This is a genomic window from Novosphingobium taihuense (assembly GCF_007830315.1).
Lineage (GTDB): Bacteria > Pseudomonadota > Alphaproteobacteria > Sphingomonadales > Sphingomonadaceae > Novosphingobium > Novosphingobium taihuense.
In genome coordinates, this window is the sequence record NZ_VLKJ01000001.1 from 712,130 (window position 1) to 737,671 (window position 25,542).

Genomic DNA, 25,542 nt, shown 5'->3' on the forward strand with positions numbered 1-25,542 from the left:
TACCGCTCGACCGGAGTGGTTCCTTGATCGGGAGCAAGGAGGGTTTCGATACTCTCATCGTCATTGCGAGGAGGCGCAGCTGACGAAGCAATCCAGTGCGTAGTGCATGACGCTCTGGATTGCTTCGCTCCGCTCGCAATGACGAGGGTGGTGGGAAACCTACTTCCCCGGATCAGCCGCCTTCGCCGCGCCCGGAGCGAACTCCTTGCCGAAGAAGCTGCCCGCGTACCACTGGGGCCGCTCGGCGCCGTTGGCGAGGCCCATCACGGTGTAGTAGTTGACCTTGGCGAACAGCGCGCCCGCATCCCAGTTGAACGGCAGCTTCAGGTCGTCGCTCGGCTGGTGGTAGTGGTCCTTGAGGAAACTGCGGAACGCCTTCTCACCCGGCCCTTCGAAACCGGTCATCATGAACACGGCGGGCACGCCCTGCTGGACGAAGCGGTAGTGGTCGGAGCGGGTAAACAGCCCCTCCTCCGGCATGGGATCGGGCGATAGCTTGATGCCCGCCTTCTTCGCAGCTTCGGCCACGACCTTGCCCATCGTCGAGTTCTCCGCCCCGAAGGCCACGACATCGCTGAACATGTAGGTCAGCACCGGCATGTCGAAGTTGACGAGGCCGACGACCTCACCCTTCACCACCGGGTTTCGTGCCAGATAGTCCGATCCGATCAGACCGCCCTCTTCACCGGTCAGCGCCGCGAACATCACCGAACGGCGCGGCTTCTCCTTCGCCACGGCACGCGCCACCTCCAGCATCGTCGCCACGCCCGAAGCGTTGTCCATCGCCCCGTTGTGCAGCATGTCCTCGCCCTTGCCATGCACGCCGATGTGATCGAGATGCGCGGTCATGCCGATGAATTCGCCCGCCACGGCAGGATCGCTCCCCGGCAGCATGGCAACGACGTTCTCGCTGACCACGTCCTTCCACGTTTGCGCATAGGACAGGCTGGCACGCGCCTTCATCGCGAAGCCCTTGGGCTTGCCACCGGTCCTGTTGGCCTCGCTGCGAATCTTGTCGAGAGACTTGCCTGATGCGGCAAACAGGAGAGCGGCGGCATCGGGGTTGAGCGTCGCACCCCCTTTGATCCCGGTGGTGCGGGTGAAGGCCTTGCCATCGGCACCGACCCAGCCCTTGGCCGGACCGTCGAACATCGTCACGCGCTTGTCCCACGGGCGGCGGGCGGTATCCTCGATCGTCGGCACGCTGATCACGCCGATCGCCCCGCGCTTCATCGCCATCATCGCCTTGTCGGAATTGAGGTGTGCGCCCAGCTCGCTCGGCGTGCCCTTGGGGAAGCCCGTCAGCACGACGACGATCTTCCCCTTCACATCGAGGCCCTTGTAGTCGTTGAAACCAAGATCGGGCCGGTCAAATCCGAAGCCTGCGAAGACCAGCGGCGCATCGATGGCAACCTTGGCGTCTGTCAGGCTCGGCCTCACCAGCACCTGCGCGGTGTCCGAAAGCACCGTCTCCTTGCCGCCATAGGTCAGCGCCAGCTTCGGCGCGCCATCCAGCCGCGCCTCGCGCACGGTCAGCTTCTGGAAGAACGAACCATCGGCCGCAGCGGGCTTCAGCCCCATCGCGATGAACTGCGAGGCGACATAGTTCGCCGCGATGTCATAGCCTTTCGAGCCGGTATCGCGGCCTTCAAGCAGGTCGTCGGCCAGAAAGGTGACGTGGGCACGCACGGCCTGCGGATCGAACACCGGCTCTTCGGCCAGCGCCGGAACCGCAACGGTGGACAGCAGCAGGGCGGAAACAAGCAGTTTGACGTTCATCGGTCTCTCTTTGTCGTTCGTCGAAAGGGATCGAGCGGCACCTGCCCATTGGGCCTGCCCCACTTGCGCGCGCGATCATGGGCACTAGAAAGTTACGGATCAAACCAAATCTGGGCAGGTCGGATAAGCCTTCATTCAGGCACGACCTGATCTTGGATGTCGCATCACCAGAGCAGCCCGCCCAAGGCCGCTGCCACTTTTACGGGACACCCATGCAGCACAAGTTTTCTGCCAGCCTGCTCGCTCTTGCCGCCGCCACTGCCCTTGCCGCCCCCGCTTTCGCGCAGGAAGCAAAGCCGGCTCCGCTGTCCGACCTCGTCTCCAAGGTCCAGATTCCCTACGAAAGCTTCAAGCTCGACAACGGCCTGACCGTGCTGGTCAACACGGATCGCAAGGCCCCGGTGGTCGCGGTTTCGGTGTGGTACGGCGTGGGTTCCAAGAACGAACCCAAGGGCAAGACCGGCTTTGCCCACTTGTTCGAACACCTGATGTTCAATGGTTCGGAGAACGTGCCGGGCGATTTCTTCACCCCGTTGCAGCAGGTCGGCGCGACCGACGTGAACGGCACGACCTGGTTCGATCGCACCAACTATTTCGAGACCGTGCCCACCGCCGCGCTCGACATGGTGCTGATGATGGAATCGGACCGCATGGGGCACCTGCTCGGCGCGGTGACGCAGAAGGTGCTCGATAACCAGCGCGCCGTCGTCCAGAACGAAAAGCGCCAGGGCGACAACAACCCCTACGGCATCGTCGAGTACGAGCAGCTCGAGAACCTCTACCCCTCGGGCCACCCCTACCATCACTCGACCATCGGCTCGATGGCCGATCTCGATTCGGCCAGCCTCGATGACGTGAAGGGCTGGTTCACCGATCACTACGGCCCCAACAATGCCGTGCTGGTCCTGTCGGGTGACATCGACGCGGCGACCGCGAAGGAAAAGGTCGCCAAGTGGTTCGGCGACATCAAGCCCGGCCCGCAGGTCAAGCCGGTTAGCGCGCCGGTGCCGACGCTGCCCGCCACCGTTGCCAAAACGATCAAGGACCAGGTTGCCACCACGCGCATCTATCGCATGTGGGCAGTGCCGGGGCTCGACAACCCCGATTACCTGCCGCTCGATCTTGCGGCCGCGGTACTGGGCGGCCTTTCCTCCTCGCGTCTCGACGATGCGCTGGTGCGCGAACAGAAGGTCGCCGTCTCGGTTTCGGCGGACGCCGAGATCTTTGCGCAGGCCGCGCAGTTCGTGATCAAGGCCGATGTCACGCCGGGACAGGACCCGGCAATGGTCGCCGCCGCGCTCGATGCCGAAATCGCCAAGTTCATCAAGGAAGGCCCCTCGCAGGACGAACTGCTACGTGCCGCCACCTCGGCGACTGCCAACGAGATCCGCGGGCTGGAACGCACCGGCGGCTTTGCCGGCAAGGCGCCGACGCTGGCCGAAGGCCTGCTCTACAACGGCACGCCCGAGCATTACCGCAAGGAGCTGGATCGCACCGCGAAGATGACGCCCGCAGAGGTCAAGGCTGCGGCGCAGAAGTGGCTTACCCGCCCGGCCTTCGCGCTCACGGTGGAGCCCGGCGAACGCACCGAAGGTGGCGAGGCGCGCGGTGGCTTCTACACCAACGAAGCCACCGGCATGCGTCCGGCCTACTTCCGCGATCCCGACATGCCCGCAAAGGGTGCGCCGGCATCGCAGGTTTCGGGCGCCAATCGCTCGAAGCTTCCTGCTGTTGGCCAGCTCGCCCCGCTCGATTTCCCGTCGATCCAGCGCGCCACGCTCAAGAACGGTATTCCGGTCTATTTCGCCAAGCGCAGCGCAGTGCCGACCGTTTCGGTCCGCGTCAGCTTCGATGCAGGCTATGCCGCCGATCCCAAGTCGGCGCTCGGCACCGAATCGCTGCTGCTCAGCCTGATGGACGAAGGCACCCAGAAGCTTTCGGGTTCGGAATTCGCGCGCGAGCGTGAGCGCCTTGGCGCAAACATCTCGCTCTCGGCGACCAGTGACCTGACCTCGTTCCAAGTCGATGCGCTCTCGCCCAACCTTGGCGCTTCGCTTGGCCTGCTGGCAGACGTCGTCCGCCGCCCGGCGCTCAATCCCGCCGACATAGAGCGCGTGCGCACCCAGCAGCTGACGGCGATTTCGGCCGAGATGAAGAACCCGCAGGCGCTTGCCGCCCGCGTGCTCGTGCCCACGCTTTACGGCAGCCACCCCTATGCCTTCCCGTCGAGTGGCCTCGGCGATGCCGAAGTCGTCAAGAAGCTGACGCGCGAGGACCTGCTGGCCTTCCACACCCGCTGGTTCCGCCCGGATACCGCGCGCATCTTCGTGGTGGGCGACACCACGCTCGACGCCGTGGTCAAGATGCTCGACGACAGCTTCGGCAACTGGCCTTCGAACCGCATGGCCCGCCCGGTGAAGGATTTCTCCGTCGCGGTTCCGGCGCAGAAGGCCCGCGTGATCCTCGTCGACCGTCCCGGCTCGCCACAGTCGTTCATCATGGCCGGCAAGGTGATCGACGCCAAGGGCACCGACGACAACCTTTCGCTTAACACTGCCAATGACATCCTCGGCGGCAACTTCCTCGGCCGCATCAACATGAACCTGCGCGAAGCCAAGGGCTGGACCTATGGTTCGTTCAACGGCATCAGCGAGCCGCTCGACAAGGTCCGCTTCCAGGTGATCGCTCCGGTCCAGACCGACCGTACCGGCGATTCACTGGTCGAGATCAAGCGCGAGATCGACGAATACGTCACGACCAAGGGCGTGACCGCAGCAGAGCTCGACTGGTCGACCAAGGGCAGCGCCCGCGAACTTCCGGGCGCATTCGAGACCAGCGCCGCCGTGCTCGACGGGCTTGCCAAGATCGTCAACTACCAGCGCCCGGACGACTTCTACGAAACGCTCTCCACCCGCTACGGCAAGCTGACCGCGGCAGACGTGGACAAGGCGTTCCGTTCGAAGATCAATTCCGACGGCATGGTCTGGGTCGTCGTGGGCGATGCCGCCAAGGTGAAGCCGCAGCTCGGCAAGCTCGGCCTGCCGGTGGAGGAAATGGCTGCACCGAAGTAAGCTTCGTCACTCGAAGCGGATTGGGGGGCGTGCTGCCAGCGCGCCCCCTTTTTCGTGCCACCAACCGGGGCAACGCTTCGTCACGAGGCCTGCCTTGCTATTGACACGTTTGTAGATAAACTTCCCCAAGCAGACCATTATGGGAGAGCATCAATGTCAGTTGCCGGCACCTACAATTGCGTGACCCACACCCCGATGGGCGACCAGACCAGCACTTTCACCGTCAACGTCGATGGCGACAGCTTCACCGGCACCAACAGCGGCCAGATGGGCTCGATGGAAGTCGAGAACGGCAAGGTCGATGGCAACACGCTGACCTGGCAAATGAAGATGACCGTGCCGATGCCGATGACGCTGGATTGCACCGCGACGATCGATGGCGACACCCTGACCGGCAAGGTGACGGCAGGCATGTTCGGGACGTTCCCGATGGAGGGTGTGCGGGGGTGATCGGCACTTTTGATCACCTGTGAATTCGTCTCAAATTTCATGGTCGTAACGGACGAATTCGTAATTGTCGAAACCCCCGCCCTGTGCAATTTAGCCGTCAGGGGCGGGGGAATTCACGGACAGTGCAGGCATTCGTAAGCTTTGTGACAGGCCTTGCCGCGCTGGCCGCCCAAGGGCCAGATGGTCAGGCTGCATCGGCAAGCACTCCGACACAACCTGCACCCGTGGCTCAATCAGTTCAATCAACTGATCAAGCTGCGCAACCGACACCTGCCTCGATGCTCGAGTTGCCCGTGGGTACGGCCGTTCCTGTCGCTGTTGCCAGCGAACTCTCTTCCAAGACCGGCAAGACCGGAGACCGCTTCGATGTGATCGTGGTTGAAGACGTCTCGATGGCTGGAACGGTCGTGATACCCAAGGGAACCTTGGGGCACGGCGAGATTCTCTATACGGCTGACAAAGGCGGTTTTGGCAAGGCAGGCTTCATCTACTTTACCCTTCGCGATCTCGTGATCGGCAGCCGGACTGTTATGCTGGACGGGCGATTCCGACAGGAAGGCAAGAACCGCAACGGATCGACCGCGGCCACATATTTCACCGTTGGCATCCTCGCAGGATTCATCAAGGGCGACTCGAGCACCATTCCCAAGGATCTGGTCCTCCAAGGTAAAACCGGCGAGTCGATACGCTTCACTCCCGCGCCCGCGAAAGCGCTCTCGCCCCCCGAGACGACCTCTTCCACGCAACCTGCATCCGCTGGCAGCATGCCTGCCCCGACCGCCACACCTGCATCCTGACAAGACGAGAGGACAAGCTGCATGCCCAAGATGAATACCCATATCACTGCTGCGGCGGTGGCAATATCCTGCGCATTGTCCGGCGCCGCGTTGGCACAGGAAGCCAGCGCACCGGCAGCCACGACGACGACGGAGGCTGCAGCGCCTGCAGCACCCACGTGCGAACTTCACGTCTTCCCGACCATCGAGGGTCAGGCACAGACAACTGGCTGGCTCTCGGGGTTCGGTGCAATCGGCGCGATTGCCGACGCTTCAGCCAACAAGAACCGCAATGTGGGCGACGCCGCATACCTGAAGGAAGCGCTTGGACCAGCGATGCAAGTTGAGGCCCTCAAGGCACTTGACCTTGCGACCGCGCTGAAGCTGCCGGCATCGCAGGTCGTATTCGAAACGCCGATCGCCGATCGCAACGTGACGACCAAAGCAGGCAACCGGCTCTCGACCTCTACCGCGCCATGCTATGTCGAGCTTATCGTCACGCAGAACCTTTATACAAAACGCCCTATCTATGGACGCGCCCTCAACAACAGGTTCATTGTCAAGGATTTCCGAACCGGAAAGACAAAGACTGAACTGAAAAAGGGGCGGGGCGGAAACGGCCTTACCCTGTTTCCACCGAAGACCACCGAAGAAGCTGCAGCTGCCGAAAAGGAACTGCAGGAAGTGTTCACCAAGAATTTTCTAGAGTTCGCTGGCACCACCACGACGGCTGCCAAGTAAGAGTCTGAAGTGCGGGTCAGAGGGGGGAACAGGCTTTTCGCCCCTCTGGCTTGCTGCCCTTTTTCCAAAGGAGCGTTCCCTGTGAGGATTCTTGCCAATGCTGGCCTTGCCGCCGCAGTTGTCTTGCTTGCATTGCAGCCAGCGTTTGCTGCCTCTTCCAAGCTGACCAAGGGACCTCCGACACTCCCCCAACAGGAACGCGCTGCGCCGGAAGGTCGCGCCGTCCAGGTGGTGCTAGACACCCCTCAGATCGGCACGCAAGTCGAAATCGGACGCGTGATACCGGATACCTCGGCAGGTTCAAAGATCGCCGCGCTGACCAGCATGGCGCAGCGCGAGGCCGATGTCGCCATTGCTCCTTTGCGTTCGGCGCTAGAAGGCTACGACGGTAACAGCAAGGCGCTCGATGCGGCAAAGGCGGGGCTCATGTCGGTGTCCTGGCTGAACCCCGTGCCTCTTGAGACCGCCACACAGCCTGGTGCGACGCAACCGCTGGACTTCATCGCTATTGCGAAGACTCCGACCGTGGGCCTTGTCAGGATCGGCTACTACCTTTCGCCAGACGCTACACGCATCGAAGCTCGTGCTGATCTTGAAATCGTGCGCAAGAGTGGGAAGGGCGGTGCGATAACTGTTCTTGTGCTCCAGCATATCACCAGCGCCGTCCTGCTAGACAAACCTTCGTTTGTTGTCCGTGAGAACATCGCGCGGTGGTCCGCTCAGAACGGATTGCTCGCACGTAGCGCGATCGACCGCTCCCTCGGCCAGTTGCGCGATTTGATACCGCGGTCATTCAATCTCGATGCAAGCCAAATCGCCGCCTTCAGCACGGCGACAGATATGGCTCAGGCCGCGGGGCGTTTTGGTCCGGTGATCGAGCGTGGAACCGCAGGACCCGGCAGCGTGGTAATCTGGTCGAAGGGCTTGATCGGAGTCATGCCCGCTTCTAACTGACGGATTGCGGTGTCTGTGCAATGCAACGGGTAGAGCAAGGAATGCTCCACCCGTTTCATTTCAAAGCACCGGCACCGAAGCTGGTCCTGACGCGATAGTCACCCCAGCTTCTTCTTCAGCAGTTCGTTGACCATGCCGGGGTTGGCCTTGCCCTGCATGGCCTTCATCGTCTGGCCGACGAAGAAGCCGAACAGGGCTTCCTTGCCCGCCTTGTACTGTTCGACCTTGTCGGCGTTGGCGGCGAGGATGGCGTCGATGGCGGCTTCGATCGCGCCGGTGTCGGAAGTCTGCTTGAGGCCTTCGCGCTCGACGATCGCGGCCGCGCCGTCGCCGGTTTCGAGCATCTTTTCCAGCACCTGCTTGGCGATGGAGCCGGAGATCGTGCCGTCGGCGATCAGGGCGAGGAGTTCCGCGCCTGCCGCCGGGCTGACGGGCGAATTGTCGAGGCCCTTGCCGAGCTTGTTCAGCGCGCCGAACAGTTCGGAGATCAGCCAGTTGGCCGCCTGCTTGGCGACATCGGCTTCACTCTTCTTCGCCTTCGCCGCGGTCTCTGCCAGCAGCACTTCGAACCAGCGCGCGGTTTCGACGTCTGCCGTCAGCACGCCCGCGTTGTAGGCCGAAAGGCCCAGCGCGGTTTCATAACGGTGGCGCTTGGCATCCGGCAGTTCCGGCAGGCTGGCGCGGCAGGCCTCGAGGAAGGCATCGTCGAGTTCGAGCGGCAGCAGATCGGGATCGGGGAAGTAGCGATAGTCGTGCGCGTCTTCCTTCGAGCGCATCGAGCGGGTCTCGTTGCGATCGGGATCGTAGAGGCGCGTTTCCTGCACCACCGTGCCGCCGTCCTCGATCAGCGCGACCTGGCGCTTGGCTTCCTGTTCGACCACCGCCATCACGAAGCGGACCGAGTTGACGTTCTTGGTCTCGGTGCGGGTGCCGAACGGCTCGCCGGGGCGGCGCACCGAGACGTTGACGTCGGCGCGCATCGATCCCTGGTCCATGTTGCCATCGCACGAGCCGACATAGCGCAGGATCGTCCGCAGCTTCGACAGATAGGCCCCCGCTTCTGCGGGTGAGCGCAAGTCAGGGCGGCTGACGATTTCCATCAGCGCCACGCCCGACCGGTTGAGATCGACGTAGGACATCGTCGGGTGCTGATCATGCATCAGCTTGCCCGCGTCCTGCTCCACGTGGATACGCTCGATCCCGATGGTCTTGAGGCTTTCGGGGTTCTTCTCGTCGAGCTGGACCTCGATGCTGCCCTCGCCCACGATCGGGTGGTAGAGCTGGCTGATCTGGTAGCCCTGCGGCAAATCGGCGTAGAAGTAGTTCTTGCGGTCAAACCGCGACCACTTGTTGATCTGCGCGTTGATTGCCATGCCGGTGCGCACCGCCTGGCGGATGCACTCCATGTTCGGCACCGGGAGCATGCCCGGCATCGCCGCATCAACGAGGCTGACCCGCGTGTTGGGCTCTGCGCCGAACGCAGTGGCCGCGCCCGAAAACAGCTTGGCGTTGGAAGTGACCTGCGCGTGGACTTCGAGGCCGATAACGACCTCCCATTCGCCGGTTGCGCCCTGGATACGATATTCGCTCATGATCCGCCCGATAAGGTGTGAGGGATGGGTTGGAAAGGGGTCAGTTCGCTGTATTCGGTGCTTGTTGCGCGGCCACGCGGCGCGACCAGCGGCGCGCGGGCTGCTCGATCAGCCTTGCAAAGGGTACGGCGACAACGAGGCACAGCGCAATCACGGCAAGCTTGACCATATCGGCCTGCCAGCTCGGCCCGACAAGCGCATCTTCGCCGCCGATGGTGGTATCGGCAATCAGCAGCCCGAAGCGCGGCTGGAGCACGGCCAGCAGATCGAACACGCGGCCGATAACGAAGACGTGGACCATGTAGAGCGCATAGGACATCGTGCCGAGCCACTGGAACGGCGCGGCGGTCAACACGCGCGAGACGAGGCCCTGTTGCAGTGCCGCCAGTGCGACGACAGCGGCGGCGGCAAGATCGAAGGCTGCAATGCTCCCGCTGCTCCACAGCACGCCGCCGAGCGCGACAAAGGCGGCAATCTCCAGCGCCGTGGCAACGCCTGTGCCAAGTGCGGGAGGACTGCTGCGCTCCAGCGCGCGATGGAGGAACAGGCCGAGGCCGAAGCCTGCAAGGCCACGCCCGATGTTCGAAGCGAGGCCAGCGAAACCCGGACCGAAGGCCATGAAGACCAGCAGGGCGATGGCCAGCGCCAGCCACGGCATCCATGCACGCTGCCCGGCGAACCGCCACGCCACCGCGGCAACGATATAGAGCAGCACCTCGACCGAGACCGACCAGCTCGGGTGGTTCCAGACGGGCCCGAGCGAGGGCACCACGCCCTGCAGCAGCAGATAGGCAATCGGCAGGTCAGCCGGGTCGCTACGGCCCGCCATCAGGCCGTGGGTGCGAAGGTCCGGCTGCACCAGGCCGAGCGCCAGCATCGACAGGACGAAGACCGTCAGCATCGCGGCGTGGAGCGGCCAGACCCGCCACCAGCGCAGCCAGAGAAAGCGCGAGACCGGATAGCCCTCGCTCAGCTTCGCGCCATAGGAGGCGGCGATAACGAAGCCCGAGAGCACGAAGAACAGATCGACCATGCGGCCGAAGTTCGCATCGAACCCCGCCGCCGATAGGCCTGCCACGGCGGGGATGTGGTGAAACACCACGCCCACCGCCGCAAGGCCGCGCAGGGAATCGAGGACGGGATAGCGCAAGGCTTTCACCGCGCCACTCCCGCCGCTGATGGGTCTTACCACCACTTCTCCGGCCGTGCCGAGAACTGCGCGCGCTCTTCGAGGGCAAGGCTGGCGTTGAGCACGCCCTGCTCGTCGAAGGCCTTGCCGATGACCTGAAGACCGAGCGGCAAACCGTTGCGGTCGAGCCCGGCGGGCACTGACATGGCAGGGAGCCCTGCAAGGCTGGCGGGCACCGAGAACACGTCGTTCAGGTACATTTCCAGCGGGTCGGCGCTCTTTTCGCCAAGGGCAAAGGCCGAGGACGGCGCGGTGGGCACGAGGATCACGTCGACATCCATGAACGCGTTGGTGAAGTCGCGCGCGATCAGGGTGCGGACCTTCTGCGCCTGCGTGTAGTAGGCGTCATAAAAGCCCGCCGAGAGCACGTAGGTGCCGATCATGATGCGGCGCTTCACTTCCGGGCCGAAGCCTGCGGCGCGGGTGGCGGCGTACATGTCCTGAAGGCCTGCACCGTCCGGCAGATCGCGCAGGCCGTAGCGCACGCCATCGTAGCGGGCGAGGTTCGAGGAGGCTTCGGCAGGGGCGATGATGTAGTACGTCGGCAGCGCGTACTTGGTGTGCGGCAGCGAGATCTCGACGATCTCGGCACCTGCATCCTTCAGCCAAGCGATGCCATCGTCCCAGGACCTGGCCACATCCGGGTCCATGCCATCGAGGCGGTATTCGCGCGGGATGCCGACCTTCTTGCCCCGCATGTCGGCGCTGAGGCCTGCGGTCCATTCGGGGACGGGAAGGTTCAGGCTGGTCGAATCCTTGGGGTCGAACCCGGCCATGGCTTCGAGCATGATCGCGCAGTCGGTCACGTCGTGCGCCATTGCGCCTGCCTGATCGAGCGAGGACGCGAAGGCGACGACGCCCCAGCGCGAGCAGCGGCCATAAGTCGGCTTGATACCCGAAATGCCGGTTAAGGCGGCGGGCTGGCGGATCGAGCCGCCGGTGTCTGTGCCGGTGGCGGCAGGCGCGATGCGCGCGGCAACGGCTGCGGACGAACCGCCCGACGAGCCGCCGGGTGCAAGTGGCGCAGTGTCGTTCGGACGACGCCAAGGCGAGATCACGTTGCCAAAAGCGCTGGTCTCGTTCGAGGAGCCCATCGCGAACTGGTCGAGGTTGAGCTTGCCCAGCATGCCCGCGCCCGCATCCCAGAGCTTGCTGCTGACGGTCGATTCGTACTGCGGGGTGAAGCCTTCGAGGATTTTCGAGGCAGCGGTGGTCTGCGTGCCCTTGGTGGCAAACAGGTCCTTCATGCCGATCGGCACGCCGGCCATGGTGCCGAGCGGCTTGCCTGCAGCACGGTCGGCATCGACCCTCGCCGCGGCTTCGAGCGCCTTTTCGGGCGTGGTGACGATGAAGGCGTTGAGGGCAGGCTGCGCCGCCTCGACCGCCGCGTTGAATGCGGTGGCGACTTCGGTGGCGGTAAACTCGCCCTTGGCCACGCCATCGCGGAGGGCGGCAATGCCGAGATCAGTAATATTCGTCATTATTCGATCACCTTGGGCACGCCGAAGAAGCCGTGTTCGGGCGCGGGGGCGTTTGCCAGCACGGCGTCGCGGATGTCGCCGCCGGTCAGCGGGTCGGCGTTGACCACGTCATCGCGCAGGCGCTGATGGTTGGGGATCACGGCGGTCATCGGTTCGATCCCGGTCACATCGACTTCGCCGAGCTGTTCGACCCAGGCGAGGATGCCGTTCAGTTCGGGGACCATCGCGTTCAGATCGGCCTCGGTCACCTTGATGCGGGCCAGCGAGGCGATCTTCGCCACCGTGGCGGTATCTACGGACATGGCGGATACTCTTGTCGGAAAGAAATGAGGAACGCCGCGCGCTACCAGAGCGCGCGGCGTGCTTCAAGCCGAGGCGGGACCACAAGCGGCCCCTGCCCGGCAGGTGTCAGGGTTGCGGAACGGCAGGCGCGCCCGGCATGGGCATGGGCATTCCGCCCGGAGCGCCACCGGGAGCGCCACCGGCGCCGCCCTGCATCTTCTGCATCTGCTCGAGCATCATGCGCTGCTGCTCCAGTTCGGCCGCGCTCTTGAAGTCGATCAGTTCGACTTCGAAGACGAGGTCCGAATTGGCGGGGATCACCACTTCGCCGGTCTGCGGATTGCGCTTTTCGTCCGCGCCATAGGCCTTCTCTGCCGGGATCTCGAGGACGTACTTGCCGCCCTTCTGCATCTTCGACAGGCCTTCGGAGAAGCCGGGGATCACGGTTTCGAGCGGGAGCACGGCCTGCTGGCCACGGTCGAATTCCTTGCCGCTGGCGAGGCGACCGACGTAGTTGATCAGCGCGACGTCGGACTTGGTCGGCGATGCGCCGGTGCCGGCCTTCACCGTCTCAAGCTCGATGCCCTGGTAGCGTGTGGCATAGGCCACGCCCGAGCCGAGCACGACCGCAGCGATGACGCCGAGCCAGATCTTGCCGACGGAGCCCTTGGCAACGGGCTGGAGCGGAACGCGGGTGATTTCCGACATGTTTTCCCCCTCGAACGCGATTCGCCCGAATCGCGCTGAATGATTCGAATGACCTGAACCGGAACCACGAAAAAGGGCGCCGGAGTGCGGCGCCCTCTTGGCCCATCAGGGCTAAAACGGCAAGTAGCCAGATGGGGCGTTTCCGCCCCGTCCGGTCTTACTTTCCGCCGTCACGCTCCTGGCGCTTGCGCTCAAGCTTGCGGGCGCGGCGCACAGCGGCAGCCTTCTCGCGAGCGCGCTTTTCCGAGGGCTTCTCGAAGTGGCGACGCAGCTTCATTTCGCGATACACGCCTTCACGCTGCAGCTTCTTCTTGAGTGCACGAAGAGCCTGGTCAACGTTGTTATCGCGAACGAGAATCTGCATAAACCGCTACACCTCAAACTGTCGGCAAGAGCCCGCCAATCGCGCGGGAGTTACCCTGATTCTGGAAATACCAAACGTGCCGAATCCGTACAGGACCGGCCCGAACGGGAGCGCCACTAGCCAAATCGGGCAGCAAAGGCAAGCAAAGTCGTGCATTTTGCAGGCCATGGGGTTAAGGGCGGCGGATGAACTCTCCCAATACCCTGACGGCAACCGCCATCGTAGCGATCGGCGGCGGCGTAGGCGCCATGCTGCGCTACCATGCCGGGCGTGCCGTGACCGCCTTTGCCGGTCCCAACACCGTGTTCCCATGGGGCACTTTCCTGATCAATGTGAGCGGCAGCCTGCTGATGGGCCTGCTCGCCGGATGGCTGGCACGGCAGGACGGAGCCGAGTCGCTGCGCCTGCTGCTCGGCGTGGGCGTGCTCGGCGGCTTCACCACCTTCTCGGCCTTCAGTCTTGAAACGGCGATGCTGATGCAGCGCGGGCTCTATGGCATGGCTGGCTTCTACGCGCTGGGCTCGCTGCTTGGCGGCGTGGCCGGGCTGTTTCTTGGCCTTTCGATGATGCGAGGTGCAGCATGAAGATACCTCGCAAGGGCCAGGGCGCCCTCCCCGACGATCAGGTCCGCCAGTTCACCATCGGCAAGGATGATGAAGGCGCGCGGCTTGACCGCTGGTTCAAGCGCCACCTGCCGCAGGTCGGCTTTGCCACAGTGTCGCGCTGGGCGCGGACCGGGCAGATCCGGCTCGACGGCAAGCGCGCCGATGTCGACACCCGGCTCGAGGCCGGACAGACCCTGCGCGTGCCACCCGGCAATGCGACGCCTGTCGGAACCCCCGGCAAGGGCGAGCGTCCGCGCGAGCCGCTGACCGACGAGCAGATCGAACTCGCCGAATCGATGATCCTCTCGCAGGACCGTGCCGCCATCGTGCTCAACAAGCCGCCGGGCCTTGCCACCCAGGGTGGCAGCGGCACCTACGAGCACGTAGACGGGCTGCTCGATGCCTATGCTCAGGGCGGCGGCCCGCGTCCGCGCCTGGTCCACCGTCTCGATAAGGACACCTCGGGCGTGTTGCTGATCGCGCGCACGCCGGGCAGCGCCGCGTTCTTTTCCAAGCGCTTCTCCGGGCGCACCGCGCGCAAGATCTACTGGGCGCTGGTCGTCGGCGTGCCCGACGTGAAGGACGGGCTGATCGAACTGCCGATCGCCAAGCAGCCGGGCACCGGCGGCGAGAAGATGATGGTCGACGAAAGCGGACAGGGCCAGACCGCGCGCAGCCGCTATCGCGTGATCAGCCGCGCGGGCAATGCCGCCGCGTGGGTAGAACTGCAACCGCTGACCGGGCGCACCCACCAGTTGCGCGTGCACATGGCGGCGATCGGCCACCCGATCGTGGGCGATGGCAAGTATGGCGGTCAGGCGGCATTCCTGACCGGCACGATCAGCCGCAAGATGCACCTCCACGCGCGCCGCCTGCGCATCGAGCATCCCGAGGGCGACCTGCTCGACGTGACCGCGCCCCTGCCAGCGCACTTCGAGGCCAGCATGGCGAGCCTCGGCTTCCACGAGGAAGACGGCGATCTGGCGATCGATCCGATCAAGCCGATCCCCGAAAAGACTATGCAGAAGCGCGCGGCCAAGGCGCACGCCAAGGAGTACCGCAAGGAGCGCCGGGGCGAACGTCGCAAGCGCGCCGATGGCGAAAAGGGCGCAGGCAGTGCTGGTCGCACGCCGACAGGCAAGCGCGCCGGTCCGGCCAAGGCTCCTGCCAAGGCGGGTACCAAGACGGGGCCGAAGCCTGCAGGCAAGCCTGACGCGAAGGCAGCGGCACGACCTGCCAAGCCCGCAGGGGTTCGCTTCGGGGCCGCACGCGGGTCAGAGGCACGCAATGCGGAAGCCCGCTCCACCGGCGGCAGGGCCTCTGCCCGCAAGCCCGGCACCGGTGCTCCCAAGGGCAAGCCGCGCTGATGCATCCCAACCCGGCGTTCCGTCATGATGACCGCGCGCTGCTGGAAGCGCTGATCGGCGAGATCGGCTTCGGGATGGTCTTCGCGACCGTCCCCGATGGCCCGCGCGTGGCGCATGTGCCGCTGCTTTCCACCGGAGACGGCGCGGTGCAGTTCCATCTGGCGCGGGGCAATGCACTGACGAAGCACCTTGACGGGATGATGGCGCTGGCCGTGCTGAACGGACCGGACGGCTATGTGTCCCCGCGCTGGTATGCCGATGCGGCGCAAGTGCCGACGTGGAACTACGTGGCGTTGGAACTGGAAGGACGGGTGCGGCGCATGGATCAGGAAGGCCTGCTCGGCTTGCTCGAAGCGTCCTCCACTCATCACGAAGGGCGCATTTCCGATGGCACGCCCTGGACGATGGACAAGATGCCCGACGACACGCTCCGCCGGATGATGGGCGGTATCGTCGGCTTCGAAATGGAAGTGCTGGCGTGGCGGCCCACCTTCAAGCTATCGCAGAACAAGAGCGCCGATGACCGGGCGCGCGTGGCGGCGGGGCTGGAGGCAGAGGGCTCCCCGGCGATTGCCGAACTGATGCGGAGGCTTGTCCCTTGAGATTGGCGATCTTCGATTGCGATGGCACGCTGGTCGACAGCCAGGCCGATATCTGCGCGGCGATGGACGCAGCGTTCCGCGCCGCCGGGCTGATCCCGCCCGAACGCCAGCTGACGCGCCGCGTCGTCGGCCTTTCGCTGCACGAGGCGATGCGCCAACTGCACCCTGAGGGCGAGCATCACGAACATGCCGGTCTCACCGAACTCTATAAGGACGCCTTTCGCGCAAGGCGCGCGGCTGGCGCGGTGGCCGAGCCGCTCTACGAGGGCATTGCCGCGCTGATCGAGGATCTGGCGCGCGAGGGCTGGCAGCTTGCCGTGGCAACCGGCAAGTCGGACAAGGGCCTTGCCCACTGCCTCGCCACCCATGGCCTCACAGGCCACTTCGTTTCCTTGCAGACGGCGGACCGGCACCCGTCCAAGCCCGACCCGTCGATGATCGAGCAGTGCATCGCCGATGCAGGCGCGGACCGCGCGCGCACGGCGATGATCGGCGATACCGTCTATGACATTCACATGGGCGTGAACGCGGGCGTGCGGTGCTTCGGGGTAGACTGGGGCTACCACGAAACCGACGAACTGCTTGAAGCAGGGGCCGAGGCCGTGGCGACCAGCATCGATGACTTGCGCTCCCTGCTCGGGAGGATTGCATGAGCGACCCTGCGCCCAGAGATCCGGCCATGGGGCGCTATTTCGCATTGCAGGCGGTGCGGGCTTCGGGCGCGGTGCTGGTGCTGCTCGGCGTGCTGGTGCAGGCGGGCAAGGGACCGGGACCGCTCGCGGTGCTTCCGCCGCTGGCCGGAATCGTCATGGCTCTGGTGGGCCTGTGGGACTTCTTTTTCCTGCCGCGCATCGTCGCGCGGCGGTGGCGAACTCCGGATTAGAAAATGAAGCGCTTTTACAAGGACGTGACAGTCGAGGCGGCAGAGGGCGGCTTCGGGGTGAGGCTCGACGGGCGGGCAATCAGGACGGTCGGCGGCAGGCCGCAGGTCGTGCCGAGCCATGCGCTGGCCGAGGCGATGGCAGCGGAGTGGGCAGCACAGGGCGAGGAAATCGACCCGGCACTGTTTCTCTACCGCGACATGGCCGACTACGCGATCGACGTGGTGGCGGGTGATCCGGCGTCCGTCATCGGAGAAATCCTGCCCTACGCCGAAACCGATACGCTGTGTTATCGTGCCGAGCCGGACGAAGCCTTTGCCGCACGCCAGCGGATGATGTGGGAGCCGCTGCTGGCCAAGGCAGAAGCGCGGCTGGGCGCGAAGTTCGTGCGCGTATCGGGCGTGATCCACAAGCCGCAGCCGCCCGAAACGCTGGCACGGTTGCGCGAAGAGTTGGAGACGCTGGACGCTTTCGCCCTCGCCGCCCTGCGCAATACCGCCAGCCTCGCCGCCTCGCTGATCCTCGGCCTTGCCGCACTGGAGCCGCAGGCGGACCTCGACGCGCTGTGGGACGCCGCCAACCTCGAGGAAGACTGGCAGGCAGAACTCTGGGGCAAGGACGCCGAAGCGATGGAACGGCGTGAGCGGCGCTCTGCCGCGTTTGCAGCAGCAGCACGGTTTGCGGGACTGGCGCGGGCTTGAGGCCCTTGCGTCCCCGCGAAGGCGGGGACCTCGGTGTTGTCACGGACCGTTCATGTAAACCGACGGAGGCCCCCGCCTGCGCGGGGGAGCAAGTGTTCTCTATCGGTAGCTCACCCCACCCAGTCCGCGATCTGCTTGGCCACGTCATTCGCGGCTTCGTTGAGCGCCGGGCCGACGTATTTCGCCTCGGCCTCGGTCACCGGGACCACGCTTTCGAAGCGCTTGGTCTCGACCTTCGTACCCGCTTCCTTGACCGCGTCGAAGCGGACCACGGCGGAGCGGGTGCGGGCATCGTAGCCCATGTCGAGCAGGCGGCCGGAAACGTGCAGGCCAGCAGCGCCCGGGTCACTCTCGATCACGAGGCGGCTGCCGCGGGCACGGATGGTTTCGGCGAGCAGGCGCTGGAACAGACGCGAGGGCCGTTCGACCCACATCGTCTTCTTGAGATAGGCGACGTTGGCGTCATCAATCTGCACCGGCACGCGGGTAACGGCGAGACGCGCTTCGGCCGAAGGCTCCATCACCACCAGCGCGTTGGCGAATGTGCCGCTGGTGGTGCTGCCCGCGGCTGGCGCGGCAGTTGGAGTCAGCGCGAGCAGCGTATCAGGCACCTTGGGGCCGAGGCTGACGCAGCCTGCCAGTGTTGCGAGGAGCGCAGGGACGAAAAGGGCTTTGCGGATCATCTTCATCGCCTCCTCAGTTCTTGTAGTCGGGCAGCTTGGGGCCGCCGACGAAGCCGCCGACGCCCTGATCGTTCAGGCGGTCAGTCACTTCGCGCAGGGACCTGGTCGTCGCCTGAAGATCGCGGATCGCGGCTTCGGCAGCGGGCAGCGTGCGTTCGTTGAGCTGGCGGGCGGCCGGACGGGCCTCACCAAGCGTGCTCTGCAACGCATCGGCAGCGCCTTGTGCGGACTTCAGCGTCTTGCGCATCTGCTGGGCAAGACCGTTGCCTTCATCATTCAGCATCGAGTCTGCCGAGTTGGTCAGCTTTTCGAAGCTTGCCAGCGTATAGTTGGCCTGCCGCAGGGTTGCCTGCAGTTCAGCCATGGTGCGCTTCACATCGGGCGAAGCTTCGGCGAGGTTTGCGGTCATCTTGTCCGTGTTGGACAGGATGTTCTCGATCGACTTCTGGTTCTTGTCGGACAGGACCATCGTCAGGCGCTCGGTCAGCGTGGCGAGGCGTTCGAGCAGGAGCGGCGCGTTCGACAGGATCTCGCCAAGGCCGGAGCGCTTGGTCGGGATCACGGGCACGCCTTCGGGGCAGGTCGCGCGCTTGTTTTCCTTGGGGCATTCGATGGCGGGCGCACCCTTGACCGCGCCGGAAAGCTGGATCGTCGACACGCCGGTGAAGCTGCCGAGCAGGCTGGCGGTCGTACCCTGAAGGATCGGGACCTTGCGGTCTACCGCGATGCGCACGCGGACGAATTCGGGATCGCGCTCCCAAAGTTCGATGTCCTTGACCTGCCCAGAGGGCACGCCCGAGAACGAAACTTCCGAACCCTTGGCGAGGCCATCGACCGACTGCTTGAAGAAGATGTCGTACTCGTTGCTGTCACCCTGGTTGATCCGGGCGATCCAGATGGTCAGCAAGGCTACGGCCGCCAGCAACGCCAGCGTGACGAGCCCGACCCAGATATGGTTTGCGCGCGTTTCCATGCCTAGTCCTTATGCCCCATCAGGGTCGGGCGAAGAACGCCCGTCGTCCGAAAGTGTCGCCCGCACGGCATCGTGTCGCGCTTGCGCATCCTGCGCCGCGCGCCCGCGCGGGCCGTTGAAGTATTCCTGAATCCAAGGGTGATCGAGCGCGAGCAGCTCGGGGATCGTGCCCACCGCAATGACCTTCTTGTCGGCGATCACGGCCACCCTGTCACAGATCTCGTACAGGGTATCGAGATCGTGGGTGATCAGGAACACGGTAAGGTCAAGCGTCTGCTGCAGCTTGAGAATCAGCTGGTCGAACGCGGCCGCGCCGATCGGATCGAGGCCAGCGGTCGGTTCATCCAGAAACAGGAGCTCGGGATCAAGCGCCAGCGCACGGGCAAGGCCCGCGCGCTTCTTCATGCCGCCCGAAAGTTCTGAGGGGAACTTGCTTGTCGCTTCGGCAGGAAGGCCTGACAGGAGAACCTTGTAGCGGGCAATCTCGTGGCGAAGATCGTCGCTGATCTCGGGATAGAATTCGCGCAAGGGGACTTCGACGTTCTCGGCCACCGTCAGGGTCGAGAACAGGGCACCGCCCTGGAACAGCACGCCCCAGCGGCTGCGGATGTCGATATCGGCATCGTCGCGCGCATCGGTGATGGTATCACCCAGAACCTCGACTTCGCCCGCCTCGGGAATCTGCAATCCGATGATCGTGCGCATGAGCACCGACTTCCCGGTGCCCGAACCGCCGACCACGCCAAGGATCTCGCCCCGCCGGACATCGAGATCGAGCCCATCATGGATTACGTGATCGCCGAAGACGTTGCGCAACCCGCGCACGCGGATCGGGTACTTGCCGTCAAAGGGATCGGGCAGATCAGGGACGATTTCGGGGGGTGCGGCAGTCTGGTCCATCATCCCCACCCGATGTTGGTGAAAAACACCGCGAAGAAGGCATCGAGCACGATCACGGTAAAGATCGCCATGACGACCGCCGCCGTTGTGCGCGCACCGACTTCCTCGGCGTTGTTCTTCACCTGCATGCCCTGATAGCACCCGGCCAGCGCAACGATCAGGCCGAAGACCGGCGCCTTTGTCAGCCCAACCCAGACGTCATGCAGGGGCACGACTTCCTGAATACGCGTGAGGAAGGTGAAGAACGGGATGCCGAGCGTCAGGCTCGACAGGAAGGCGCCTCCGATGATGCCGAGGAAGGCGGAATAGAAGCCAAGCAGCGGCATCATGATCATGGTTGCGGCAATGCGCGGAATGACCAGCGCTTCCATCGGCGCGACGCCGATCGTGCGCATCGCATCGACCTCTTCGGTCAGCTTCATCGTGCCGAGCTGTGCGGCAAAGGCCGAACCGGATCGGCCCGCAACCATGATCGCGGTCATCAGCACGCCAAGTTCGCGCAAGGTAAGCCGGCCGACGAGATTGACGGTGTAGATCTCCGCACCGAACTGACGCAGCTGCACCGCGCCCTGCTGGGCAATGACGATGCCGACGAGGAAGCTCATCAGGCCGATGATGGCGAGCGAATTGACGCCGACCAGTTCCATCTGATGGACGAGCGCCTTGCCGCGGAAGCGCGAAGGGTGGCGCAGCAGGCTTGCAGACGACAGGATGATCTGGCCGAGAAACCCGACCACCTGCAGCATCCCGCGCCCCAGCCCGAGCATGACATCGCCGACGTGTTCCGGCACGCGCTGGAACAGCGGCAGGCGCATCGCGCGAACGGAATGATCGTTCGAATCGGCCTTGCTGATCGCATCGACCAGCTTCTGCGCTTCGTCACTGCAACCAATGATCCTCGCATCGTGATCACGCGAGAGGCGCCAGACGGTCCACGCACCGACGGTGTCCATCCGCGTGACGCCGGTCAGGTCTATTTCCGAGAAGGAATCGCTAATGGCCCGCAGCCGCGCATCGGCCAGACCGAGCGACGACACGGTCATCGGCCCGCTGAACGCGAGCGTTGAAGTGCTCCCCCCTTCGGATTGCACTAACTGGAAATCGGTCAGTTCCCGCATCTTGCCCGCTTCATGGGGTAAATCATCCAAGGCGACAAGTGCAACACATGAGCCGTAACGTTGGAACTGCACTTGCGGTTCCCCGCAGCGCTTGCAGGCAGGGCGCGGGGATGGCAAGGCGCTGGCCCATGACCGACCAGAATTCAGCCGAGCTTGCGAAGACTTTCGAACCCGCCGGGATCGAGGCCAAATGGTATGCCCACTGGGAACAGAACAACCTGTTCCGGCCAGAACGGCCTGACGCTGCGCCCTATACCATCGTCAATCCGCCGCCGAACGTAACCGGTTCGCTCCATATCGGCCACGCACTGGACAATACGCTGCAGGACGTGGTGATCCGCTACGAACGTCTGCGCGGCAAGGATGCGCTGTGGGTGGTCGGCACCGATCATGCCGGCATCGCCACGCAGATGGTGGTCGAGCGCCAGATGGAGGCGAAGCAGGACAAGCGCACCAACTACACCCGCGAACAGTTCGTGGAGAAGGTGTGGGAGTGGAAGCACGAGAGCGGCGGGACGATCACCGGTCAGCTGCGCCGGCTCGGTTGTTCGATGGACTGGTCGCGCGAGCAGTTCACGATGGACCCGCACTTCACCCGCGCCGTGGTAAAGGTCTTCGTCGACCTGTATAATCAGGGGCTGATCTACCGCGACAAGCGGCTGGTGAACTGGGATCCGAAGCTCAAGACCGCGATTTCCGACCTTGAGGTCGAGACGCGCGAGACGCAGGGCGGTTTCTGGCACTTCAAGTATCCGCTCGCCGACGGGGTGAAGCGGGACGACGGCCTCGACTACATCGAGGTTGCGACCACGCGCCCCGAGACGATGCTGGCCGACATGGCCGTGGCCGTCCATCCAGAGGACGAGCGCTACAAGTCGGTCATCGGCAAGGAGATCCTGCAGCCGCTGACCGGACGCCGGTTCAAGGTGGTGGCCGATGAGCATGCCGATCCTGAACTGGGTTCGGGCGCGGTGAAGATCACGCCGGGGCATGACTTCAACGACTTCGAAGTGGGCAAGCGCGCCGGGATCAAGGCAGCCGACATGCTCAATATGTTCGATGCCGAGGCCAAGGTGGTGCAGACTTCCGATGGGCTGGTGCCTGCCGAATTCGTGGGGCTGGACCGCTTCGACGCGCGCAAGCTCGTGGTCGAGCGGATGAAGGAACAGGGCTTCCTGATCCCGCACCTGACCAAGGACAAGGAAGGCAACGAGATTGCCGCCGACTTCGAACCGCGCACGATCCAGACCCCGTTCGGCGACCGTGGCGGCGTGGTGATCGAGCCGTGGCTGACCGACCAGTGGTACGTCGATGCCGAAACGCTGGCCAAGGCGCCGATGGAAGCGGTGCGCTCTGGCGCGATCGAGATTGTGCCGAAGACCTGGGAAAAGACCTTCTTCAACTGGATGGAGAACATCCAGCCCTGGTGCGTGTCCCGCCAGCTGTGGTGGGGGCATCGGATTCCGGCTTGGTATGGCTCTGACGGCCAGTGCTATGTCGCCGAAACCGAAGAGGAAGCGCAGGCCAAGGCTGGCGCAGGCGTCACTCTGGTGCGGGACAACGACGTCCTCGACACGTGGTTCTCCTCCGCTCTCTGGCCCTTCGCCACGCTCGGCTGGCCCGATGAAGACGCGCCGCTGCTGAAGAAGCACTATCCCAACGATCTGCTCGTCTCGGGCTTCGACATCCTGTTCTTCTGGGATGCGCGCATGGCGATGCAGGGCCTGCACTTCATGAAGGAAGTGCCATGGAAGAAGCTCTATCTGCACGGCCTCGTCCGCGCCGCCGATGGCGCGAAGATGAGCAAGTCGAAGGGCAACGTGGTCGATCCGCTGGGCCTGATCGACAAGTACGGGGCTGACGCGCTGCGCTTCTTCATGTGCGCGATGGAGAGCCAAGGCCGCGACGTGAAGATGGATGAGAAGCGCGTCGAAGGCTATCGCAACTTCGCCACGAAGCTGTGGAACGCCGCGCGCTTCTGCCAGAGCAACGGGATCACCGGCAGCACTTCGGTGGCAGCACCTGCGGCGACTTCCGCGGTCAACAAGTGGATCATCGGCGAAGTCGTCGAAACCGTCGCCGCGCTGGATCAGGCGATGGCGGACCTGCGCTTCGATGCGGCGGCGAACACCGTCTATCACTTCGTCTGGGACCAGTTCTGCGACTGGTATATCGAACTGATCAAGGGCAACTTCGATGCCGAGACCAAGGCGGTCGCCGGTTGGGTGCTCGACCAGATTCTGGTGATGCTCCACCCGTTCATGCCCTTCGTGACCGAAGAACTGTGGCATGCGCTGGGGCAGCGTGACGCCGAGCTGATCGTGGCCGCGTGGCCCAAGCCCGAGGCCACAGTGGACGCAGCAGCCAAGCGCGAAGTCGAATGGCTGATCGCGCTGGTTTCGAACCTGCGCACCGCAAAGAACGAACTCGGCATTTCGCCGGGAGCCAAGCTCGATGCCTACCTGCCTGAGCCTTCGGCGCTGACGCGCGGGATCATCGAGGCAAACCCGGCGGCAATCGAGCGTCTGGCGCGCCTCAACGGCATCCGCTTCGAGAACGCCCCGGCTGGCGCCGCCATGCAGGTGGGCGCAGGCGATGCCAACATCGTCGTGCCACTGGAAGGCGTGATCGACATCGCGGCGGAAAAGGCGCGTCTGGAGAAGGCGCTGGCCGCCTCGCAGAAGGAGGCCAAGTCGCTCGAAGGGCGCCTGGGCAATCCGTCGTTCGTCGAGAAGGCCAAACCCGAGGCGGTCGAGAAGGCGCGCGCCGATCATGCGATGCACGCTGCCGAGGCCGAGCGGCTCGCAGCGGCGCTGCAGCGGCTGGGGTAACTTGCTCACTCTCGCTACCACCTCACCCGGCGAGCCGGAGGTGTTCTCCTCGTTGCAGGGTGAAGGCCCCGGCATGGGGCGACCTTCGGTGTTCATGCGGCTTTCCCGCTGCAACCTTGCCTGCCGGTGGTGCGACACGGCTTATACCTGGCGCTTCACCGGCGACAACCGCCCGCACCGCGACGAAGTGGCCTTCGAGCGGGGTGAGAATCAGGTGGCGATGAGCGAGGCCGATGCTGCCGCGCTGATCCTGTCGCACCCAGAGGACCGACTGGTGATCACCGGGGGCGAGCCGCTGTTGCAGGGGGCAGCACTGGCGCGGGTGGTGGCCTTGGTAAAGGCAGAGCGCCCTGCCCTGCACGTCGAGATCGAAACCAACGGCACGGTTGCGGCCCATGCCGAACTTGATCCGTTGATCAACCAGTTCAACGTCAGCCCGAAGCTAGCGCATTCAGGCAATGCGGCAGAACTGGCGCTGGTGCCCGAGCGGCTCGATGCCTGGGCGCGGGATCCGCGTGCGTGGTTCAAGTTCGTGGTGGCGACGGCCTCGGACCTTGCCGAGATTTCAGCGCTGCAGGCGCGCCATGCAATTGCCAGCGATCACCTGTTCGTGATGCCCGAAGGCACCAGCAGCGCGGTGCTGCGCGACCGTTCGCGCTGGCTCGCCGAGGAAGCGCTCGAGCGCGGCTGGCGGTTCACGGACCGGCTGCATATCCACCTCTATGGGGATACGCGGGGGACCTGAGCCTGCCTCCAAAATGACAGTGCCCCCGCGCAGGCGGGGGCCTCAGTCGTTTTACACCTGGATTCCGTAACAACACCGAGGTCCCCGCCTTCGCGGGGACGCAAGGAGTGCGGAACGATCAGAACGGGATATCGTCGTCGAGATCGTCGCCGAAGCCGCCGGCGCTGCCGCCGCCCTGGTTCCAGCCGCCGCCCGACGAGCCGCCACCCGATGCCCCGCCGCGCGAACCACCGCCGTAGCTGCCGCCGCCACCGGAGCCGCCTTCGTTCCAGCCACCGCCGGACGAGCGACCACCGCCGCCACCCATGCCGCCTCCGCCCGAGCCACCCGAGGGGCCATCGAGCATGGTCAGCACGCCACCCATGCCGCCGACCGAGATTTCGGTGGTGTAACGGTCATTGCCGGACTGGTCCTGCCACTTGCGGGTGCGCAGCTGGCCTTCGATGTAGACCTTCGAGCCCTTGCGCAGGAAGCGTTCGGCAACGCCGACGAGGCCGTCAGAGTTGAGCACGACCGAGTGCCATTCCGTGCGCTCCTTCTTCTCACCGGAAGCCTTGTCCTTCCAGCTTTCCGAGGTCGCGATGCGCAGGTTGGCGATGCGCCCGCCGTTCTGGAAGCTCTTCACCTCCGGGTCCGCGCCGAGATTGCCGACGAGAATGACCTTGTTGACGCTGCCTGCCATCGAATCACGTTCCTTCAGATTTGGCGTCTTGCCTAGCGCATGGGGGCTCAGGCGCGCGAGTCACCGC

25 protein-coding genes are annotated in these 25,542 nt (G+C 64.5%); 13 read left to right on the forward strand and 12 right to left on the reverse strand.

The features are described 5' to 3' along the window. Positions 1–159: 159 nt before the first annotated feature. Positions 160–1,779, reverse strand: coding sequence for a M28 family metallopeptidase (locus IQ25_RS03365; protein ID WP_144902194.1), 1,620 nt, complete (start codon positions 1,777–1,779; stop codon positions 160–162). A 212-nt stretch (positions 1,780–1,991) separates the two neighbouring features. On the opposite strand from IQ25_RS03365, the gene IQ25_RS03370 reads away from it, so the two are divergent. The 5 genes from IQ25_RS03370 (at position 1,992) to IQ25_RS03390 (ending at position 7,771) form a co-directional block, all read left to right on the forward strand. Next, positions 1,992–4,850 carry a M16 family metallopeptidase gene (locus tag IQ25_RS03370; RefSeq protein WP_144902196.1) on the forward strand — a complete coding sequence of 953 codons (2,859 nt, stop codon included), beginning with the start codon at positions 1,992–1,994 and terminating at the stop codon, positions 4,848–4,850. Between the two features lie 153 nt (positions 4,851–5,003). Continuing rightward, on the forward strand, positions 5,004–5,300 hold the full coding sequence (locus IQ25_RS03375; RefSeq protein ID WP_144902199.1) for a hypothetical protein: 297 nt from the start codon (positions 5,004–5,006) through the stop codon (positions 5,298–5,300). A 143-nt stretch (positions 5,301–5,443) separates the two neighbouring features. Then, on the forward strand, positions 5,444–6,097 hold the full coding sequence (locus tag IQ25_RS03380) for a hypothetical protein (RefSeq protein WP_144902202.1): 654 nt from the start codon (positions 5,444–5,446) through the stop codon (positions 6,095–6,097). Positions 6,098–6,118: 21 nt separating this feature from the next. Then, positions 6,119–6,817, forward strand: a complete 699-nt coding sequence (locus IQ25_RS03385) for a hypothetical protein (RefSeq protein WP_144902204.1) — start codon at positions 6,119–6,121, stop codon at positions 6,815–6,817. A gap of 81 nt (positions 6,818–6,898) precedes the next feature. Next, positions 6,899–7,771, forward strand: coding sequence for a hypothetical protein (locus tag IQ25_RS03390; RefSeq protein WP_144902207.1), 873 nt, complete (start codon positions 6,899–6,901; stop codon positions 7,769–7,771). Between the two features lie 98 nt (positions 7,772–7,869). Here the strand turns inward: IQ25_RS03390 and gatB are convergent, their stop codons facing one another. The 6 genes from gatB to rpsU all read right to left on the reverse strand — a co-directional run bounded on the left by gatB (position 7,870) and on the right by rpsU (position 13,387). Further along, positions 7,870–9,363, reverse strand: coding sequence for an Asp-tRNA(Asn)/Glu-tRNA(Gln) amidotransferase subunit GatB (gatB, locus tag IQ25_RS03395; RefSeq protein WP_144902209.1), 1,494 nt, complete (start codon positions 9,361–9,363; stop codon positions 7,870–7,872). 40 nt (positions 9,364–9,403) lie between these two features. Further along, on the reverse strand, positions 9,404–10,555 hold the full coding sequence (locus IQ25_RS03400; protein WP_158637658.1) for an acyltransferase family protein: 1,152 nt from the start codon (positions 10,553–10,555) through the stop codon (positions 9,404–9,406). Next, on the reverse strand, positions 10,549–12,033 hold the full coding sequence (gene gatA, locus IQ25_RS03405; RefSeq protein ID WP_144902215.1) for an Asp-tRNA(Asn)/Glu-tRNA(Gln) amidotransferase subunit GatA: 1,485 nt from the start codon (positions 12,031–12,033) through the stop codon (positions 10,549–10,551). The genes IQ25_RS03400 and gatA overlap by 7 nt, the downstream gene beginning before the upstream one ends. Then, positions 12,033–12,335, reverse strand: a complete 303-nt coding sequence (gene gatC / locus IQ25_RS03410; RefSeq protein WP_144902218.1) for an Asp-tRNA(Asn)/Glu-tRNA(Gln) amidotransferase subunit GatC — start codon at positions 12,333–12,335, stop codon at positions 12,033–12,035. The genes gatA and gatC overlap by 1 nt, the downstream gene beginning before the upstream one ends. Positions 12,336–12,441: 106 nt before the next feature. Further along, a complete protein-coding gene (locus IQ25_RS03415) occupies positions 12,442–13,023 on the reverse strand; it encodes an FKBP-type peptidyl-prolyl cis-trans isomerase (RefSeq protein WP_144902220.1) in 582 nt (193 codons plus the stop codon). A 157-nt stretch (positions 13,024–13,180) separates the two neighbouring features. Beyond that, entirely contained in the window at positions 13,181–13,387 is a 207-nt protein-coding gene (rpsU, locus tag IQ25_RS03420) for a 30S ribosomal protein S21 (protein WP_144902223.1), read from the reverse strand. Between the two features lie 185 nt (positions 13,388–13,572). Here rpsU and crcB point away from each other — a divergent pair, with 185 nt between their 5' ends. From crcB to IQ25_RS03450, 6 genes are read left to right on the forward strand one after another with little or no spacing between them, the layout of a single operon-like run. Further along, complete coding sequence (gene crcB / locus IQ25_RS03425; protein ID WP_181447161.1) at positions 13,573–13,971, forward strand: fluoride efflux transporter CrcB; 399 nt, start codon at positions 13,573–13,575, stop codon at positions 13,969–13,971. Beyond that, positions 13,968–15,359: an RluA family pseudouridine synthase gene (locus IQ25_RS03430; RefSeq protein ID WP_144902226.1), complete on the forward strand. Its 1,392-nt coding sequence runs from the start codon at positions 13,968–13,970 to the stop codon at positions 15,357–15,359. The genes crcB and IQ25_RS03430 overlap by 4 nt, the downstream gene beginning before the upstream one ends. Beyond that, on the forward strand, positions 15,359–15,961 hold the full coding sequence (locus IQ25_RS03435; protein WP_144902229.1) for an FMN-binding negative transcriptional regulator: 603 nt from the start codon (positions 15,359–15,361) through the stop codon (positions 15,959–15,961). Before IQ25_RS03430 ends, IQ25_RS03435 begins: the two co-directional genes overlap by 1 nt. Then, positions 15,958–16,614, forward strand: coding sequence for an HAD-IA family hydrolase (locus IQ25_RS03440; protein WP_144902232.1), 657 nt, complete (start codon positions 15,958–15,960; stop codon positions 16,612–16,614). Before IQ25_RS03435 ends, IQ25_RS03440 begins: the two co-directional genes overlap by 4 nt. Then, a complete protein-coding gene (locus tag IQ25_RS03445; protein WP_144902235.1) occupies positions 16,611–16,844 on the forward strand; it encodes a hypothetical protein in 234 nt (77 codons plus the stop codon). Before IQ25_RS03440 ends, IQ25_RS03445 begins: the two co-directional genes overlap by 4 nt. 3 nt (positions 16,845–16,847) lie before the next feature. Then, the gene (locus IQ25_RS03450) at positions 16,848–17,543 is read left to right on the forward strand and encodes an ATP12 family chaperone protein (RefSeq protein WP_144902237.1); all 696 of its coding nucleotides are present in this window, start codon (positions 16,848–16,850) and stop codon (positions 17,541–17,543) included. Positions 17,544–17,653: 110 nt separating this feature from the next. Here the strand turns inward: IQ25_RS03450 and IQ25_RS03455 are convergent, their stop codons facing one another. Genes IQ25_RS03455 through IQ25_RS03470 form a run of 4 tightly spaced genes read right to left on the reverse strand, consistent with a single transcriptional unit; the run spans position 17,654 to position 21,217 of the window. Continuing rightward, on the reverse strand, positions 17,654–18,226 hold the full coding sequence (locus IQ25_RS03455) for an ABC-type transport auxiliary lipoprotein family protein (protein WP_144902240.1): 573 nt from the start codon (positions 18,224–18,226) through the stop codon (positions 17,654–17,656). A 13-nt stretch (positions 18,227–18,239) separates the two neighbouring features. Beyond that, positions 18,240–19,199 (reverse strand): MlaD family protein, encoded by a 960-nt coding sequence (locus IQ25_RS03460; protein ID WP_144902243.1) that lies wholly within the window; start codon positions 19,197–19,199, stop codon positions 18,240–18,242. Positions 19,200–19,208: 9 nt separating this feature from the next. Next, positions 19,209–20,102: an ABC transporter ATP-binding protein gene (locus IQ25_RS03465; RefSeq protein WP_407070579.1), complete on the reverse strand. Its 894-nt coding sequence runs from the start codon at positions 20,100–20,102 to the stop codon at positions 19,209–19,211. Then, positions 20,099–21,217 (reverse strand): ABC transporter permease, encoded by a 1,119-nt coding sequence (locus IQ25_RS03470; protein WP_144903151.1) that lies wholly within the window; start codon positions 21,215–21,217, stop codon positions 20,099–20,101. Before IQ25_RS03470 ends, IQ25_RS03465 begins: the two co-directional genes overlap by 4 nt. A gap of 128 nt (positions 21,218–21,345) precedes the next feature. On the opposite strand from IQ25_RS03470, the gene IQ25_RS03475 reads away from it, so the two are divergent. Both IQ25_RS03475 and IQ25_RS03480 read left to right on the forward strand, forming a co-directional pair. Next, the gene (locus tag IQ25_RS03475; protein ID WP_144902248.1) at positions 21,346–24,048 is read left to right on the forward strand and encodes a valine--tRNA ligase; all 2,703 of its coding nucleotides are present in this window, start codon (positions 21,346–21,348) and stop codon (positions 24,046–24,048) included. A gap of 1 nt (position 24,049) precedes the next feature. Continuing rightward, positions 24,050–24,793, forward strand: coding sequence for a 7-carboxy-7-deazaguanine synthase QueE (locus IQ25_RS03480; RefSeq protein WP_246415387.1), 744 nt, complete (start codon positions 24,050–24,052; stop codon positions 24,791–24,793). A 118-nt stretch (positions 24,794–24,911) separates the two neighbouring features. Here the strand turns inward: IQ25_RS03480 and ssb are convergent, their stop codons facing one another. After that, positions 24,912–25,475, reverse strand: a complete 564-nt coding sequence (gene ssb, locus IQ25_RS03485) for a single-stranded DNA-binding protein (RefSeq protein ID WP_144902254.1) — start codon at positions 25,473–25,475, stop codon at positions 24,912–24,914. Positions 25,476–25,542 lie beyond the last annotated feature (67 nt).

Bases quoted from the DNA above. Each gene is read 5' to 3' on its own strand.
- IQ25_RS03370 (WP_144902196.1), top strand. From the start codon at position 1,992: ATGCAGCACAAGTTTTCTGCCAGCCTGCTCGCTCTTGCCGCCGCCACT.
- IQ25_RS03465 (WP_407070579.1), bottom strand. From the start codon at position 20,102: ATGATGGACCAGACTGCCGCACCCCCCGAAATCGTCCCTGATCTGCCC.
- IQ25_RS03415 (WP_144902220.1), bottom strand. From the start codon at position 13,023: ATGTCGGAAATCACCCGCGTTCCGCTCCAGCCCGTTGCCAAGGGCTCC.
- crcB (WP_181447161.1), top strand. From the start codon at position 13,573: ATGAACTCTCCCAATACCCTGACGGCAACCGCCATCGTAGCGATCGGC.
- gatB (WP_144902209.1), bottom strand. From the start codon at position 9,363: ATGAGCGAATATCGTATCCAGGGCGCAACCGGCGAATGGGAGGTCGTT.
- ssb (WP_144902254.1), bottom strand. From the start codon at position 25,475: ATGGCAGGCAGCGTCAACAAGGTCATTCTCGTCGGCAATCTCGGCGCG.
- IQ25_RS03435 (WP_144902229.1), top strand. From the start codon at position 15,359: ATGCATCCCAACCCGGCGTTCCGTCATGATGACCGCGCGCTGCTGGAA.
- IQ25_RS03365 (WP_144902194.1), bottom strand. From the start codon at position 1,779: ATGAACGTCAAACTGCTTGTTTCCGCCCTGCTGCTGTCCACCGTTGCG.
- IQ25_RS03450 (WP_144902237.1), top strand. From the start codon at position 16,848: ATGAAGCGCTTTTACAAGGACGTGACAGTCGAGGCGGCAGAGGGCGGC.
- gatA (WP_144902215.1), bottom strand. From the start codon at position 12,033: ATGACGAATATTACTGATCTCGGCATTGCCGCCCTCCGCGATGGCGTG.
- IQ25_RS03385 (WP_144902204.1), top strand. From the start codon at position 6,119: ATGCCCAAGATGAATACCCATATCACTGCTGCGGCGGTGGCAATATCC.
- IQ25_RS03445 (WP_144902235.1), top strand. From the start codon at position 16,611: ATGAGCGACCCTGCGCCCAGAGATCCGGCCATGGGGCGCTATTTCGCA.
- IQ25_RS03430 (WP_144902226.1), top strand. From the start codon at position 13,968: ATGAAGATACCTCGCAAGGGCCAGGGCGCCCTCCCCGACGATCAGGTC.
- IQ25_RS03455 (WP_144902240.1), bottom strand. From the start codon at position 18,226: ATGATCCGCAAAGCCCTTTTCGTCCCTGCGCTCCTCGCAACACTGGCA.
- IQ25_RS03375 (WP_144902199.1), top strand. From the start codon at position 5,004: ATGTCAGTTGCCGGCACCTACAATTGCGTGACCCACACCCCGATGGGC.
- gatC (WP_144902218.1), bottom strand. From the start codon at position 12,335: ATGTCCGTAGATACCGCCACGGTGGCGAAGATCGCCTCGCTGGCCCGC.
- IQ25_RS03460 (WP_144902243.1), bottom strand. From the start codon at position 19,199: ATGGAAACGCGCGCAAACCATATCTGGGTCGGGCTCGTCACGCTGGCG.
- IQ25_RS03475 (WP_144902248.1), top strand. From the start codon at position 21,346: ATGACCGACCAGAATTCAGCCGAGCTTGCGAAGACTTTCGAACCCGCC.
- rpsU (WP_144902223.1), bottom strand. From the start codon at position 13,387: ATGCAGATTCTCGTTCGCGATAACAACGTTGACCAGGCTCTTCGTGCA.
- IQ25_RS03470 (WP_144903151.1), bottom strand. From the start codon at position 21,217: ATGCGGGAACTGACCGATTTCCAGTTAGTGCAATCCGAAGGGGGGAGC.